The organism is Kribbella catacumbae DSM 19601, assembly GCF_000372465.1.
GTDB lineage: Bacteria > Actinomycetota > Actinomycetes > Propionibacteriales > Kribbellaceae > Kribbella > Kribbella catacumbae.
Genome location: NZ_AQUZ01000086.1, coordinates 16,911 through 32,165, shown reverse-complemented (window position 1 = coordinate 32,165; position 15,255 = coordinate 16,911). Strand labels below are relative to the sequence as shown.

The window sequence follows — 15,255 nt, the reverse complement described above, 5'->3', positions numbered from 1 at the left end:
GTGAACGTCCCATCCCCCTTCGAGAAGGCAACCGGGACGGAAACGAAGCCCGGGCTGCCGGTCAATGCGATATCGGTTCGGCCGTCAGCGTTGAAGTCGCCACTCACGACCTTCGTTGCAGCCGGAGATGCCCAACCACCGAACTCGCCCACTGGACTGTTGGTGACAGTAAATCTACCGTCGCCGTTCGACAACGCCAGCGGAATCGTCGTCCAGCCCTGACCACCCGTCAACGCGATATCAGTCCGGCCGTCGTTGTTGAAGTCACCATTGATGATCTTCACGCCTGGGACCGCAGCCCAGGCGCCAAACTCTATGGCCGCCCTGTTGCTGGTCGTGAACCCGCCAGTTCCATCAGACCGCGCCATGGGCAATGTATTGAAGCCCGTTGCTCCGGCCAACACAATATCGGCGCGGCCGTCGCCGTCAAAGTCACCGTCGATAGCTGACGGCGCTAAGCTTCCATTGTCAGAAGGCTGCGATGGGAAGACCCCTGCCTCCGCAAGTTGCACATCGAAGCTGGCCATCACCAGCGCAGAAGCGACCATTGACAACGAAACGGCAAATATTCGGGTGCGCAACCACCTGCCCCCACTTCCTCGAATCGAACTCCACGCTACCTGTCCACTCACGAAGATCACCTACTCCTTAGATCTTATTCTGAATATGAGTGAAAGCCTTCGTGATGGGTAAGCTCTGGGAAGGCCCGGTCCCAGGAGTGCGGCAGCGTCCCTGGTGGGTCGGCGGTGGGTTTGCGACACGCCGGTGTTCTACGCTGCAACGCCCGAAGGGCGCCAACGACCAGGGTCCCGGCAAAGTCGTTGCCTGGGGCTCTGACCTGCGGGTTTAGCGCTGGATGACCGGTGTGGCGTGTGGGACGGGTGTGGCTCGTGAGGCTTGGATGGAAGTTCTCACACCGTCCGTCCAGCCGGAGAACCACACCCGTCGATGTTATCTTCTCCCACCGCGGCCCAGTTGCCTGCGGCACTCGCCGATACCTGCCGATCACAGCTACTCGCTCTGTTCGAGACCGTCCCAGACCCGCGAGCACGACAATTGACGCTGCTAACCCACACTGCCACCCTGCCGGGGCCTGCATTGCCTCGGATTAGTGTTCGCTGGGGCCGCCGCTTGACCGATGCATGCAGGGTTAGGGTCGCGTCGGTTTGGGCGGCCCCAGCGCGTGGACCGGCTGGCGACTCGGGGGGTGGGAGCCGGCAAGTGGTCCACGGTGGCGCCAGGTGGCACGGTCCGGCCTCCGTGTTGTCGCCCCGGGGCCGAGACTGCACTTCGTAGCGCCACCACATTCCGGCACGACACTCTTCGAGAAACCTGTGGGCCGGCTGTTAGTCGGGCGGTACCCAGGAGTTGCCCACCGGAGGGGTGCAGCATGGGTGACGTTCCCGTGGGCCGCGAAGGAAATTGCAGCACACTGAATTGCTTGTGGAAGGGAGTTCGTCATGATCACGCTCCTCGGTATGCCCCAGGGCGCGGAGTGGCTCATCATCCTCGCGATCGTCATACTGCTCTTCGGGTCGGCCAAGCTGCCCGGGCTGGTGCGGCAGCTCGGCAGGTCGAAGAAGATCTGGGAGGAAGAGGTCGGCCCCGGTCGCAAGAGCGATGAATTGGCCCAGGGCGAAGAAGCCTCTACCCAACGGACGACCACTGCAGCCAAGAAGCCGGTGCCGGCGGATGGCCTTGTGCAGGGGGACCTTCTGCCGCCGACGCCCCCCACCAGCTGAGCCCAGGCCTCAGCGGTGGCGATGGTCAGGATCGACTCGGTAGAACCCCGACGTCGATCCTGACCGTCAGCCGGCAGCAACAGCGGTGCGCCTTCGCGGATCTGAGCCCGCGCTTGTCCCAGCGGGAAAGGGCGTCGGCCGCACATCGATCTCATCCATGTGCTCGGTGTACTGGCGGTATTGCCGACGTGCGTCGCCGTACCGTCCGGACGCTTGAAGCAGTTCAACCAGATCGACATAAGTTGACTCGTCGTACGGGTCCTGTCGAAGCAAGGCAAGGAACGACCAGACAGCCAGGTCGACCTCCTCCGCCGCGCGGGCTGCGGCGCCTAGCGCCCGGAGTACAGAGGCGTGCAGCGCGGAGAGTTCCTCGCGCATGGGCTGTGCCCAGGACTCGAAGGTGTCCTCTGCGCAGAATGCGCCGGTGTACGCCGATACTGCGGCCTGCAACGACCCGAGAGCCTCGGAGTCTTGCCGACGCCATGATTCCAGCGCGGCGGTCGCCACCTCGATGTACCGCTCGACGTCTACGTCGACCACCGTCAGGTCCAGTCGGACAACGTTGCGGTCGGATACCACCGCCGGATTGCTGATGCGATCAGCGCGCGAGCCGTCCAGTACCGTTCGCAACACCGTGAGGACGACCGAGAGTCGATTGGACGCGAGGTGCGCGTCCTCGGGCCACAACAAGGAGTGCAACTCATCACGGGTGATCGGGCTCCCTCGCCGTGACAGCAGGATCTTGAGGACGTCGCGTGCCTTCTTCGACTGCCACTCCGTGGCGGCCACTACCGCACCTTCGCGGACCACCTGGAACTTGCCGAGAGCATCGATCTTCAGGGCCGGCGCGACTCTGGCCACGGCCAACCCATCAGCGATTCCAGTCCACTCCCTCCGGACCCCCAACTGGCGTAGCTTGTCCGCTTCATCCAGCGCCCCCGGCCTGTCGGCGCGCAGCATCGCTGCCAACAGGCGGGCGCGCGTCGCCCCAAGTACATTGCCGAGATCTGTCCAGATGGCGATGGCGTCCGCGAGTTGCCTTGCAGCTAGATCCGGACGTGCACACGCCAGAAGCTCCAACGCCTCTGCCAAACCTGCCTGATCTCGTCGGAGTCGGGCAGCCTCAGCCGCTCTGTCCGCATCGTTCTCCGCCCCCGCGGGCTCGCCTCGCAGCAGGGCGATCCAACCCTTCGCCAGAAGGGCTCCGACCTGGTTTGGCCCGCTATCGAGCGCAGCCACACACTCAGCCATCGCCGCCGCCGCTTCAAGGTCATCGGCTGCACGCACACGGGCCAGCCCGACTGAAGCGAGAGCCAGGACGTCTTGTTGACCGGCCGCCTGGGCGTGTCGCACTGCCTCCTCATAGGCGGCTCTTGCCTGTGCTACCTGACCTCGCAACCGGTAGATCAAACCTAGACCTGCCAACGGCCGGGCGACATCGTTGGAGTTCATCGCCTGGTAGGCGTCGCGAGACGCGCTGTACCGCCGAGACGCCTCGTCGTACTCGCTTCGCAGTACAAGGGCATCGCCGATCTCCTTGAGCACCCAAGGCCGGAAGATGACATAGCCCGACCGATCGATGAGATCGAGAGTCCTCTCGAGCTCGTCGATCGCATCACCTGCCAGTCCTTGTGCCGTGAGAAGTGCTCCATGGCCAATCCCGAGGCGAATCAGGCCCAGCAGATCACTCGACCGCTCGGCCGCGTCGAGGGCGACTCCATAGTGGCTCTCGGCTCTTCGCCAGTCACCTGCATTCGCCGCCACCTCACTCAGTACGGTGTGACTCGCGCTCGTCGCCCGCAAAGAGGCGGATTTGGAAGCCAGTTGAGTCGCTTGCTCGGCCAGCTCAAGGGCCTTGGCGTGCCTGCCGGTAACCGCACAGACTGTCGCCGTCCAGGCGGCATGGATCGTCTCATTCTGAAGATCCGCTGTATCAGTACGGGAGCGCGCCAGTACTCGGTCCGCCGCCCCGAATTCTCCCAGCAGGCACGCCGCCAGGCCGGCGCGCCAGGAAAGCCCAGGATCGATCGGACCGCTCGAGCTGGTCAGCTGGCCGAACTCCCAGGTGGCACCGTGCCAATCACCCGTGACCAGCCTGGCCATTGCGACCGCGGCCGCGACCTGCGGATCGCCCAGCAACTCCGACGCCCGATTGGCGACCGCTACCAGCAAGCGAGCCTCACCACCATCGACCAGGCGACCGGCTTCCCCCGCGAGCAGACGCCCGATGGCTACTCGATCTTCTCTTTCCATTGCGTCATGCAGTCCCGCTACAACGCCATAGAGCTCGGTCATGCGACACCCCCAAGAAATTCGTCGTCGATAGAACATTGCGATGTAGGCAGCGCGGTCTGTTCAGCAGGGCTGCAGGTAGATCGGCCGCATCATGGGCGGGCCTCATACACGATGTTGAACTGCGTCTCGGCAACCCGCCGAAAGCCTTTGAAGCCCGCGTCCAGCACCAACCTGCGGACAGCGCCCTCGCCGGCCTGTGCACCCAGCGAGTAGCCACCTTCCTGCGACAGTGCGTTCGGCACGCAGAGGAAGGATGAGAGTGAGTAGTACACCCGGCCGACGGCGTTCAAGTTGTCAGTGACGTTGTCGCCCGCGTACGGCTCGACGATCATCCAGGTGCCGTCCGGCGTCAGGGACTCGCGAATGTGGCGGGCCGCGCCGAGTGGGTCGCCCATGTCGTGGAGGCAGTCAAAGGTCGTGACCAGGTCAAATCCGAAGGCGCCCTCGCCGAAGTCCTGCGCGGATGCCACCTCGAACACGACCTGGTCCCCGAGACCGTTGACCACGGCGCGCTCGCGCGCCCGGTCGATTGACGGGCTATGACGATCGACGCCGGTGAAAACCGAGTCTGGAAAGGCCTGAGCCATCAGAACCGTCGACGCTCCGTGTCCGCACCCGACATCGGCGACCACCGCCCCTGTCTTCAGCTTTGCCACAACGCCTTCCAACGCAGGCAGCCAGGCGTCGATCAGGCTTCCGGAATACCAGGGCTTGAAGGCCCGCTCACAGCCGGAGAAGACATTGGCGTCGTGCTCGTGCCAGCCAACGCCGTCGCCGGTCCGGAATGCCTCGGTGATTCTGTCCTGGGCTCGCAAAGCACCAAGTGCGAGCTCGAAGGCCCCGGGTGCAAACACGGCTCCCTCCGGATCGGTGAGCGCGAACGCCTGCTCTTCGGTCAACCAGTACTGACCGGTCTCGGCGCCGTACTCGACATATCCTCCGGCGGCCTGCCCCCGGAGCCACTCCTCTACGTATCGCGGAGCCGTTCCAGTCTTTGTTGCCAACTCCTCAGGGCGCAGAGGACCGTCCTTCATGGCCCGGTACAACCCCAGGCGATCGCCAACCACAACATTTCCCGCGGCAACTGTCGCACCCAGATCGGCCACGAACCGGTCCAGGAACTGCGTCAGCCTGTTCTCATCCACCGCCATGGTCGTTTCCCTCCCTCTCCTGAGAGAGTTCTACGGCCAGACACCGTCACAGATCGTGAGTGAGAGCTACTCAGAATCGGTGGACGACTACTCAGATTTGGTGGCGGCGGCGACTACTCATCCCCTGATGGTCAGGAATCGAGCCATCCCCGAGCGCGCTCGACAGCATCCGAACGACTGTGAACGCCGAGCTTGGCCAGCACTGCCGCGACATGATTGCTAGCAGTGCGGACAGAAACCACCAGATGTTCCGCGATCTCGGCGTCGCTCAGGCCACGGCTCAGCAGTCCCAGCACCTCCAACTGGCGCGAGGTAAGGCCCGCGGGGTTCTCCCGAGACGCGTTCCCTCGACCACGTGGAATGGACGTGGCGCCATGTTCGCGCAGCAGCCGTCGGATGACCCGCGCCAGCGGTGCCGCGTCGATGGAGTAGAGCACGTCGAGTGCTTCCAGCAGGTCAGCTGGATCCGCGCTTTCCGTCAAGGCAAGGGCATACTCGTAGCGGTATCCTGCCGCACCCCAATAGTCGGCCGCCTCCCGCCAGCGCCCGTCGGTCAGCCAGTCGAAGGGACTGTCGGTCTCGGGCTTCGCGACCTCGTGACCGGCCTTTGCGAGCCAGTATCCAAGCTCGGGCCAGGGCCACCCAGTTCGAATCCCGCGCTGACGGGCCTCGGCATAGGGCGCCGCCGCTATGTCGACGACGGCTGCGGCGTCGCCACGTAGCCATGCCTCTTCGGCCGCCGCAGCCGCTGCGTGCCCGATCCAGAGCTGTTCGCCAATCCGATGACTGAGTTCCAGAGCCGAGGCCAGGTGCTCGGAAGCGTCTGGATGGCCGGTCCTGGCCTTGATGCGTCCCAGCGTGATAAGTGCCGGGCAGCGGAACAATGTCTGGGCACCCACGGTCTGCTCAGCAGATCGGGCGGCTTCGCTCCACATTCCTCGTGCGGTCTCGGTCACTGCCCGGAGGACGTGAAGCATGTCGAGCCAACCGAACTGCTCCGCTCGTTCCGCCAGATCTAGGCCGGCCGCGATGAACCGCTCCGCATCAGCCGCGCGAAACTGGTCGAGCAGGTTCCAGGCGATATTGACATAGATGCGGCAGGCATCCTCCGTCGCGCCTACATCGAGAGCTACCTGCAGCCCTTCCTCCAGGATCTGCATCGAGTCCGGCATACCCAGTTGCCACCGCGATGCGCCTAGATTTGTGAGCGCATGTGCCAAGGTTGCGGAGTCCTCGGTCAGCCTGGCCATGGCAACGGCCCGCTCGGCGACAGGCATCGCCTTGGTCGGGTTGTAGGCGAGTACGTCCAGCTGAGCTTGGTTGCTGAAGGCCCGAGCCAGCGATCGGGACGGGCCTTGCGGCTCCAGCACCTCGATCGCCTCGTCTGCCGCCTTTTCGGCTGCCAGCCGGTCCCCTCCCCACCATTGCATCCGGGAAAGCCAACGCAGCCCCTCACCGACGGCGAGATGATCCCCTAGCGATCTACGCAGGCCGATTGCTGCTTCTTGCGCGGCTATCGCCTCGTCGCTCGCGCCGATGGTGTACGACTCGATGGCGTACTCCTCCAGCAGCTGAGCCCGCTCGATCTGAGGGAACTCGTCGGCGTACAGGAGCGCCGCCTGGTAGTGCGCGATGGCCTCTCGATGCGCACCACCGCTGGCCGCGTCCAGGGCCGCGACTGGGGCGAAGCGGACGATCGCCCTGTGATCGCCGGCGGCCAATGCGTGGTGAACGATCCGCGCGATGTCGGTGCCGTCATGTCCGATCAGCGAGGTGAGAACGTTCTGGTTGAGTTCCACTCGACGTGCCGCTGGGATGGAATCCGCGATCGCCCGCCGGGTGAGCTCGTGCCGGAAGGACACTCGACGGGGCGTGACCTCGAGCAGACCAGCCTCTTCGGCATCCGCAAGTGCGCTGATGCCGCCAGCCACGATCTCGTCCAGCAGCCAACGGTCGATCACAGTCGGTACGACGGCGAGCTGCTGGATGGCGGACTGGACTTCACGGGATAGCCGTCTTAGCCGGTCCCATACCGAGTCCACCACGGTGCTTGGTACCCCCGTAGCACTGCCGGATGCGAGTACCTCGCTCACGAAGAACGGGTTGCCGACTGTCACGGCGAACACCTCCGCCGCATCCAGCGGACTGTTCGCCGTGAGTTCACGGACGCCGCCGGGTGTCAGACGACTGAGAGGCAACCGCCGGCAAACGTCGCTGCCCGCCGTCACCCCCAGGAAGTGTTGCAGGGAACGGCCGATGGACAGCTCGTCATCGCGATAGGTGAGCATGAGTACCACTGGTAGCAGTTCGATGCGCCGCACCAGGTATCGCAAAACGTCCAGTGTTGCTTCATCGGCCCAATGGATGTCTTCTATAGCGAGCAAGGTTGGACGATGACTGGTTCGAAGCTCAGACAACAGCGCGGTCAGCAGCCGGTCCCGATCGGTGCCGGTCTCCAGCACAGCGGCCAGACCTGAGCTCACCTTGCAGGCCAGATCGCGGAACGGACCGAGAGTCCGCGCAGTCAGCAGATCGTCGCAGTGACCAACCAGTGTTCGCCCCGCTGCGGGCATCCACGCACACGCCGCTTCCACCAACCGGGACTTGCCGATCCCAGCCTCACCCGAGACGAGCACCACGCATCCCTGGCCGGTCGTGGCGAGGCGAACCGCAGCAGTGAGCTCAGCAAGCTCACCATCACGCTCGATGATCCGGCGTTCCACCTGCCGATAGTCTCACGCCGTCATCGCAGGCTGTGCGCTTATCGCTCGGCACCGCCAGTTGTTTCGTCTGCGCCTTCTCTGGTACTGCCAGATCCAAGTAGCTTCAGCGCGCGTCGCCGAAGCTGTTCGTCCCCGGTCTCTTTGGCGACCGCGTACGCACGGCGCGCGTGCTTTGCCAGCTCTTCGAAGTCACCCAGCTCACCGTGAGCGGCCGCGATCATCACGTGTGCATGCCCGTACAGGCCCTGATACCCGATGCTGTCGGCAAGCATCAACGCCTGCCTGGCATAGTCGAGGGACAGGTCGTGCGCTCCGAGGGCGAGATGTGCAGCGGAAAGGCCGAGCATTGCCTCAGTCTCCGGCATCCTCGCCCCGGTCTGGACCGCAAGACTCAAAGCCTGGTTGTGGTTGTCAACAGCCTCGACGTGCCGGCCAAGATCCGTCTGGACAGTCGCGAGTCGGTTGAGCACACAGGCCTCGGTCACGCGGTCTCCGGTTTCCTGGACGAGTTCGTACCCTCGCTCGGCCTCTTTGAGCCCGTCCTCAGCAAACCCGGATTGGCTGCGCACAATGGCGAGGGCGGCGAGAGTCATTGCCTGCCCATTCAGGTTGCCGATCGTGCGATAGTGCCCGAGTGCACGATCCAGTGCGTTGACAGCATGGTCGTCCTCAGCGCGGCGTCCGAACATGATTCCCAGCTGCTCTAGAGTGGCGCCCCTTCCGTAGTCAGACTCGTGCTGCAGGATGAGAGCTCGCCAGAGGTGGCGGCTGGCCTCCCCGAGCCGGCCGGCCGCAAGGTGAACCTGGGCGAGATTTTCCCGATTGACCGCCTCGCCGCGTTTGGAGCCTGCGCGGCGATTCATGAGCAGGGCCTGCTCATGAAGGTCCGAGGCGGTCTCGATCTCGCCGATCTCGAAGTGCAGGACGCCGAGATTGCCGAGAGCGTTGGCGCAACCCTCATCCCACCCAGCTGTCTCACACAGCCTGAGGGCTTGGCTTTGATGCTCCATCGCTTCCGTGTGCTGGTTGAGGCACAGCCTGACCATGCCCAGGCTGAACTCGGCGGCAGCCTGGGCGCGGAGGTCACCACCTGCTTCGGCAGCAACCCGACCGGCATTTGCGACAGTTAGCCAGTCGACGCTGTGCCGACGCAGCCAGAAGTATCCGCGGAGTGAGTCCGCAAGCATCCAGGCTGTGGCCCGATTCTCGCCGGAGCTGGAATCGGTTGCGATCGCCACCAGGTTCAGCCGCTCCGCTTCCAGCCACGCGAGCGCTGACCCGGGATCGTGGTGGCGTTCCTGCGATCGGCTGTCTGACAGGATCCGAAGCAGCTGCGGGCAAAGTATCCGGGTCGCCTCATCCGCCATCTCGAGCATCCAACGTTCATATCGCCGGCGCGCCATCTCGCGTTCGGACGCGTCATGGCTCAACTGGGCTTGCTCGCGCGCATAGAGCCGGAGCAGGTCATGAAACGCGAATCTGTCTGGCTCCGGCTCGTCGAGCAGATGGGCGCCGACCAGGCGGTTCAGGCTCGTCCTGGCCACAGAGAACGGAACTCCGGCTAGTGCCGCGCCCGCAGCGACATCGAATCCTGGCCCCGGCACCAGACCAAGCAGGCTGAACATCCGGCGGGCCTCCGGCTCGAGTGCGCCGTACGATTGGGCGAACACCACGCGGACAGTCGACTGATCCTCGTCACCTATGACCAGCGCATCCAATTCCCCGGCGCGCAGATCCCTGACTTGGTCGGCGAGCCGACGCCGCGGACGACGGATCAGATTCGCTCCCGTGACCTGCAGCGCCAGCGGAAGACGGGCACAGAGACTCACCAGCTCAGCCACCGCGTCAGGTTCGGCATCGACACGGCTCTTGCCCACTACGCGGGTCAGGAGTGCCCTGGCCTCCCCCGCATCGAGAACGTCCAAGCGGAACAGCCGGGCGCCATCTCGCGCGACGAGCCCGTCCAGCCGACCCCGGCCAGTTACGAGGACAAGACATCCCGGCGTGGCCGGCAGCAAAGGTCTTACCTGCCCTGCGTCGTAAGCGTTGTCGAGAAGGATCAGAATCCGCTTGCCTGAAACCAATGATCGGTAGAGCGCGGCGGCCTGTTCCAGATCGACGGGGATCCGTTCGGGCGGCACGCCAAGAGCACTGAGGAACCCGGCCAAGGCCTCGATCGGACGCAGCCGCGACGAAGGCCCGTAACCTCGTAGGTCGACGTACAACTGACCAGCTGGGAACTGCTCCTTGATCTGATGTGCCCAGTGCAAGGCGAAGGCCGTCTTGCCGACGCCGGCCGTGCCGCTGACGACAGCCAGCGCCATCGTGGTCGACATACCTGCAACAAGATCATCAAGGCGCTCAAGATCCCTTCGGCGTCCAACGAAGGTGGTGGGCGGCGCCGGCAGTTGGGCCGCGATCACAGTTGAGGTACCCAGCCGCGGCTGGCCGGCCGGATGGTTGCCGACCGGGATCACCAGGTCCTGCGGAGCGGACCCCGCGAGTACCTGACGGTGTAGCTCCTGCAGAGTCGGGCTCGGCTCGATACCCAGCTGTCCGATCAAACACGCCCGCAGATCGCGATACGTGGCCAAAGCATCCGCCTGCCGATCCAGCGCGTAGAGCGTGGCGACCAGAAGGCCCCACAGTCGCTCACGCAACGGCTGACTTCGAATCTGGGCCCTGAGCTCGACAACCAGACCAGCGCGGGCCCCGTGCGCGAGGTCCGCCTCAATCTTCTGCTCCAATGCAGAAACCCGACGCTCCTCCAGCTGAGCAATCTCCTCGTGACATCCGGATAGGTCCAGTCCATCGAGAACAGGGCCCCTCCAGCATGCAAGGGCATCGGCAAGCAACTGCGTGCGATGTTCGGCATCAGCGGAGCCGACTGCCGACTGGAAGAGCTCCTCGAACGCCAACAAGTCGAGTTGTCCCGAGTCGACTCGGAGGGTGTACCCGGGAGCGCGGGTGGACAACGGATGCCCGGCCTCCAGGCCGCGCTCGGAAGGGAGGACTCTCCTCAGTTGTGAGATACAGCCCTGCAGCAAACTTCTGGCGGTCGTCGGAGGGTGTGGGCCCCACAGGTACTCGACGAGCCGGTCTGTCGAAACAACCCTGTTCGCGTTGAGCAGCAGGATCGCGAGCAGGGCCTTCTGCTGGGGGCCACCGACAGATAGGAGGCTCTCGCCATGCCATACCTCAAGCGGACCCAGCACGCAGTACCGCACTCTCGTGGCCGGTGCCAACTCCGCGGCAACTGGTTGCACAAGCGCCAACCGTCCTATCCCCTCTGCGGTACTCATCGCTCCCCCAGTTGCCTTGTCCGTGCGAGCCCTGCCGCGCGCGCCTGAAACTAATTTCGCCAGCAACTGCTTCAAGTGCCCTGTGAGTGCCCTGAGGCCGAGCTCACAGCAGAGTCGGGGACGGCATGGAGCTGGCGACGGGAAGTGCTCCCAGAACTTCCCCAGAATCCCTCGATGAGGCCCGTGCACACTCCACCTATCGGCGACTCTCAGAGGAGCAGCATGTACACAAGTCGAATGGCCGGCGTCGTCGCCGGAGCTCTGTTGGTTTCTCCTGCCCTGGTGGCGGTGTCGGGGTCCCCCGCTTACGCAGCCACCAGCGCGACCATCGTGAACAGAGTTCTGACATTCACCGCCCAGCCGGGCAAGGTCAACCAGCTGACGCTGGACCAGCAAGCAAGCGTCTTGATCGTCCGGGATGCCGCCGACACCATCGCGCCGCCATCAGGTTGCGCAGCGCTCAACGCCAGTGCGATCAGTTGCCCGCTCACGTCTTTTGACACGGTCGAGGTCGATGCCGGTGACCTCGGCGACCTGGTCACGTCAGACTTCCTGGGACCGGCACGACTTACCGGCGGCGACGGAAACGATGGGCTGACGGCCACGGGCGGCCCGGTCACGCTACTGGGCGGACAGGGCAATGACACTCTCCGCGGCGGTCCGCAGGACGATCTGCTCGACGGTGGTCCAGGACCGGATGGGTTCTACGGTGGCGGTGGCGCCGACACCGTCGACTACTCCAGCCGGGTAGGACGCGTGTTCGTCGACATCGACGGTCAGGTCAACGACGACGGCGAAGTGGGCGAGCGGGACACGATCATGACTGACGTCGAGGGCGTCCATGGCGGCCACGGTGTTGACCAGCTCACCGGGAACAGCGGTCCGAATCGGCTCGAGGGCGGACCAGGCGGTGACTATCTCTACGGTGGTGGCGGAAACGACCATCTGGTCGGCACCGACTCCGCTGATATCCAAAAGGGCCAGCCAATCGTCGACGGCGACGACGTCCTGCACGGTGGGGACGGCGACGACGTGCTGGCTGGCGCTGCCGGAAACGACTACCTGGAAGGCGATGCCGGCGAGGACAGCTTGCATGGCGACAAGGGCGACGACACCCTGTACGGCGGGCCTGGTCCATCGGCAACGGACACCGACGAGGACTTTCTCGACGGAGGACCCGGCGTCAACGCAGCCTCCTACATTTTCCGTACCCAAGGTGTCGGCATCATCCTCGGGTGTCCGATCACAAAGCCTGCGAACAGCGAGGACTGCCTTCGGGATTTCGAGTTCTTGACCGGCGGCTCCGGTGATGACCTGATCGTCGCCAAGGAGCACTTCCTCCGGCACACGCTGTCCGGCGGTCCCGGCAATGACACCCTGGACATCAAGGATGGTCGGCAGGCCGACCTCGCGAATGGCGGACCTGGCGACGACCACTGCGAGATCGATATCTTCACCAGCCCGTCGACGATCACCCGGGAGCCGAACGCATCCTGTGAGCACCTCTGACCGGGTGACGGCTTGGCTCAACCCGTTCGGCGAAGATCGCGGTCGTTGGCGACCGGGACCACTAGGTCGCCTGGGTGTGTGCCTGCCAGGACCTGGCGGTGCAACTCTCGGAGGGTTGAGCTCGGTTCGATTCCGAGTTGGTCGACCAGGGAATCACGCAGTTCGAGGAAGGTTGCCAGAGCCTCCGCCTGCCGATCGAGGCCGTACAGAGCTGCGATCAGCAGGGCCCACAGGCGCTCGCGTAACGGATGGCTGCGCACCTCGGCCTTGAGCTCGACGACCAGGCCGGCATGGGCACAGAGCGAAAGGTCGATCGCTATCCGCTCCTCCAGGGCTGCGGATCGGCGTTCCTCCAGTTCCGCGATCTCATCTGAGCAGCCGGGGAGATCTTGCCCATCGAGTACCGGTCCACTCCAATATCCGACGGCAGCCGCCAGCAGCCGCGCACGACGCTCGGCATCGGCGACGTCGGCTGCTGCCTTAGCCAGGCGCTCGAATCGCAGCAGATCCAACTCATCAGCGGCGACGTTGAGTACGTAGCCAGGCGCGCGGGTTACCAACGGCTGCTCGCCCGCCGATGCCTCCGCAGAAGGAAGGACCCGCCGGAGCTGCGAGATGCAACCCTGCAGCAAGGTCCTCGCGGTCTGCGGCGCATGCGGCCCCCACAGGTACTCAATCAGCCGGTCGGTCGCGACGACTCGATTGGCGTTGAGCAGCAAGACCGCGAGCAGCGCCCTCTGCTGTGGCCCTCCGACATCCAGCAGCCGCTCGCCCTGCCAGACCTCAAGCGGCCCGAGAACGCGATATCGCGGTCCGTCGGCCGCGGGCGGGTCCGTAAGTCGTAGTTGCCGCCCAGGTTCGTGCGCGATTGTCATGAGTCCCCCAAATGTGCTGTGGCCGCGTGATCTCGCCACGCGGTGTGACTACAGACCATTGCTCCAACGACCGCTTCAAGTGGAGTGTGGTTGGCCTGAGCGTCCTTCACCAGCCTCAGCGCAACCACAGGTTGTCCAAAGGGGCCCATGACACAACATGTCTCAGTTCCGCGACTCGAAGAGGAGAACCAGACGTGTCGAACGTAGTACAGGTGTTCCGAGCGAAGATCGACCCGGCGAATGTGGCCCAGCTCCTTCAGCTACGGCCAGCGGCCATCGCTCAAGCTCAAGCTGCCTGCCAGGCACTGCTACGAGCGGAGTTGGTACAGCTCGAGGACAATGTCTGGTTGGACATCTTGACCTGGAGCGATCCAGCTGGACCAGAGCAGCTGATGAAGCACGCAACCCAGCTACCACTGCTTGGGGAGATGCATGCCCTGGTCGGTGAAGTCTTGGCAGTGGAGTCCGGCGAACTGGCACACTCCACCCAGCTTTGACTCCATTCACAGTCACCCTCGTCCGCTGGCCGGGCGTGGGTGGCTGGGTGTTTGCCCCCATACCGGTCGAGTACGCGCCGGAAGCAACCGGTCCGTTCGGCCGGGTTCCGGTATTCGCCACGGTAGACGGGCTCACGTGGGCGACCAGTGTTTGGCGAGACAAGAGTGCCGGCTGGCTACTGGCAATACCAAGCCGGGTCCGGGCAGGAAAGGATCACGGCGATCTCGTCAGCATCGCACTCGAGATCGATCACACGCGGCTATAGCCGGCAATTGCATGGTTCGTGCCTCGAAATGGCTTCCCAGAACTTCCCCAGTGCGGGGTGAGACGTTAAGAGATGTATGCCCGCTTTCAAGGAGGCTGACGTCCCGATGTCCAAGCTCATCCGCTCCTGCATACTCGCCACCGTCCTGGCACTGGTGTGCGCTGTCCTGACCACGGCACTACCCGCATCCGCCGCGACGACGCTGCCCGCACCGACGAACTTCCGGGTGACCAGTGTTGCCACCGACCGCGCGACTCTCGCCTGGGATCCCGCCGCCACCACCGTCCTCGTCGGCTACGACGTGCGACTGAACGCACAACACCAGTCGCACAACACCGGCTCCCGAACCTCACAGACCTTTACCGACCTACGCGCCGGCACCACCTACACCGCGACCCTGTCCGTCCTCAACACCACCGGCCCCAAAGCCCCCGACATCCAGCTCACCTTCACCACCGTAAGCATCCCCGGACCAGCACCCGCCGCGCCGGCCAACCTCCGGCCCGTGTACTCCGGCAACGTGCTACACAGCATCGCCTGGGACCCCAGCACCCACACGCAACCGGTCGCGTACAAGGTGTACACATCAGTCACGGTGTACAACTCGATCACCGGCCTGCTGGACTACACAATGACGCCCAGCCTCCGGATCTGGGACCTGGTCTTCTCGACCTGCATTGTCGACCCCGGCAGCACCCACACCATCACAGTCGTCGCCTACGACGCCAACGGCCGCCATTCCGCCGACAGCGCACCCCTGACCGTCGCCATCCCCGTGGACCCGATCCCATAGCCAGAACCCTCAGGCGGCTTGCACTCCACCCGAACTCTCACTCCGTATCACTGGTGGCCAAGTCGGTGCAGCCGCCCCCGCCTGCGGCAGGGGCGGCTCGCC

At 64.5% G+C, this 15,255-nt stretch carries 11 protein-coding genes and 1 pseudogene; 5 read left to right on the top strand and 7 right to left on the bottom strand.

Going from position 1 to position 15,255, the window contains the following annotated elements; translation table 11 throughout:
- Positions 1-581 (bottom strand): FG-GAP repeat domain-containing protein (locus A3ES_RS54775; protein WP_169501854.1); only part of this gene is annotated, 581 nt, incomplete at its 3' end.
- A gap of 879 nt (positions 582-1,460) precedes the next feature.
- Between A3ES_RS54775 and A3ES_RS0143145 the strand changes: the two genes are divergently transcribed.
- Complete coding sequence (locus tag A3ES_RS0143145; protein ID WP_020393067.1) at positions 1,461-1,742, top strand: twin-arginine translocase TatA/TatE family subunit; 282 nt, start codon at positions 1,461-1,463, stop codon at positions 1,740-1,742.
- A 66-nt stretch (positions 1,743-1,808) separates the two neighbouring features.
- On the opposite strand, the gene A3ES_RS50445 is transcribed toward A3ES_RS0143145, so the two are convergent.
- The 5 genes and pseudogenes from A3ES_RS50445 to A3ES_RS57375 form a co-directional block, all read right to left on the bottom strand.
- Positions 1,809-4,037, bottom strand: a complete 2,229-nt coding sequence (locus tag A3ES_RS50445; RefSeq protein WP_051084946.1) for an ATP-binding protein — start codon at positions 4,035-4,037, stop codon at positions 1,809-1,811.
- 89 nt (positions 4,038-4,126) lie between these two features.
- Positions 4,127-5,188: a methyltransferase domain-containing protein gene (locus tag A3ES_RS0143135; RefSeq protein WP_020393065.1), complete on the bottom strand. Its 1,062-nt coding sequence runs from the start codon at positions 5,186-5,188 to the stop codon at positions 4,127-4,129.
- A gap of 131 nt (positions 5,189-5,319) precedes the next feature.
- Entirely contained in the window at positions 5,320-7,911 is a 2,592-nt protein-coding gene (locus A3ES_RS0143130) for an ATP-binding protein (RefSeq protein WP_020393064.1), read from the bottom strand.
- Positions 7,912-7,949: 38 nt separating this feature from the next.
- Positions 7,950-10,829, bottom strand: a complete 2,880-nt coding sequence (locus tag A3ES_RS50440) for an ATP-binding protein (protein WP_237745208.1) — start codon at positions 10,827-10,829, stop codon at positions 7,950-7,952.
- 93 nt (positions 10,830-10,922) lie between these two features.
- A pseudogene (locus A3ES_RS57375) lies at positions 10,923-11,213 on the bottom strand (AfsR/SARP family transcriptional regulator); the annotation flags it as partial.
- A gap of 222 nt (positions 11,214-11,435) precedes the next feature.
- Here A3ES_RS57375 and A3ES_RS52010 point away from each other — a divergent pair.
- A complete protein-coding gene (locus tag A3ES_RS52010; RefSeq protein ID WP_169501853.1) occupies positions 11,436-12,722 on the top strand; it encodes a calcium-binding protein in 1,287 nt (428 codons plus the stop codon).
- Positions 12,723-12,739: 17 nt separating this feature from the next.
- Here the strand turns inward: A3ES_RS52010 and A3ES_RS50430 are convergent, their stop codons facing one another.
- The gene (locus A3ES_RS50430; protein WP_020393061.1) at positions 12,740-13,597 is read right to left on the bottom strand and encodes an AfsR/SARP family transcriptional regulator; all 858 of its coding nucleotides are present in this window, start codon (positions 13,595-13,597) and stop codon (positions 12,740-12,742) included.
- Between the two features lie 194 nt (positions 13,598-13,791).
- Here A3ES_RS50430 and A3ES_RS52005 point away from each other — a divergent pair, with 194 nt between their 5' ends.
- The 3 genes from A3ES_RS52005 to A3ES_RS0143105 all read left to right on the top strand — a co-directional run bounded on the left by A3ES_RS52005 (position 13,792) and on the right by A3ES_RS0143105 (position 15,153).
- Entirely contained in the window at positions 13,792-14,094 is a 303-nt protein-coding gene (locus tag A3ES_RS52005) for a hypothetical protein (protein WP_020393060.1), read from the top strand.
- Positions 14,091-14,360: a DUF1905 domain-containing protein gene (locus A3ES_RS57370; RefSeq protein WP_083934068.1), complete on the top strand. Its 270-nt coding sequence runs from the start codon at positions 14,091-14,093 to the stop codon at positions 14,358-14,360. The genes A3ES_RS52005 and A3ES_RS57370 overlap by 4 nt, the downstream gene beginning before the upstream one ends.
- A 106-nt stretch (positions 14,361-14,466) precedes the next feature.
- Positions 14,467-15,153 carry a fibronectin type III domain-containing protein gene (locus tag A3ES_RS0143105; RefSeq protein ID WP_020393059.1) on the top strand — a complete coding sequence of 229 codons (687 nt, stop codon included), beginning with the start codon at positions 14,467-14,469 and terminating at the stop codon, positions 15,151-15,153.
- Positions 15,154-15,255 lie beyond the last annotated feature (102 nt).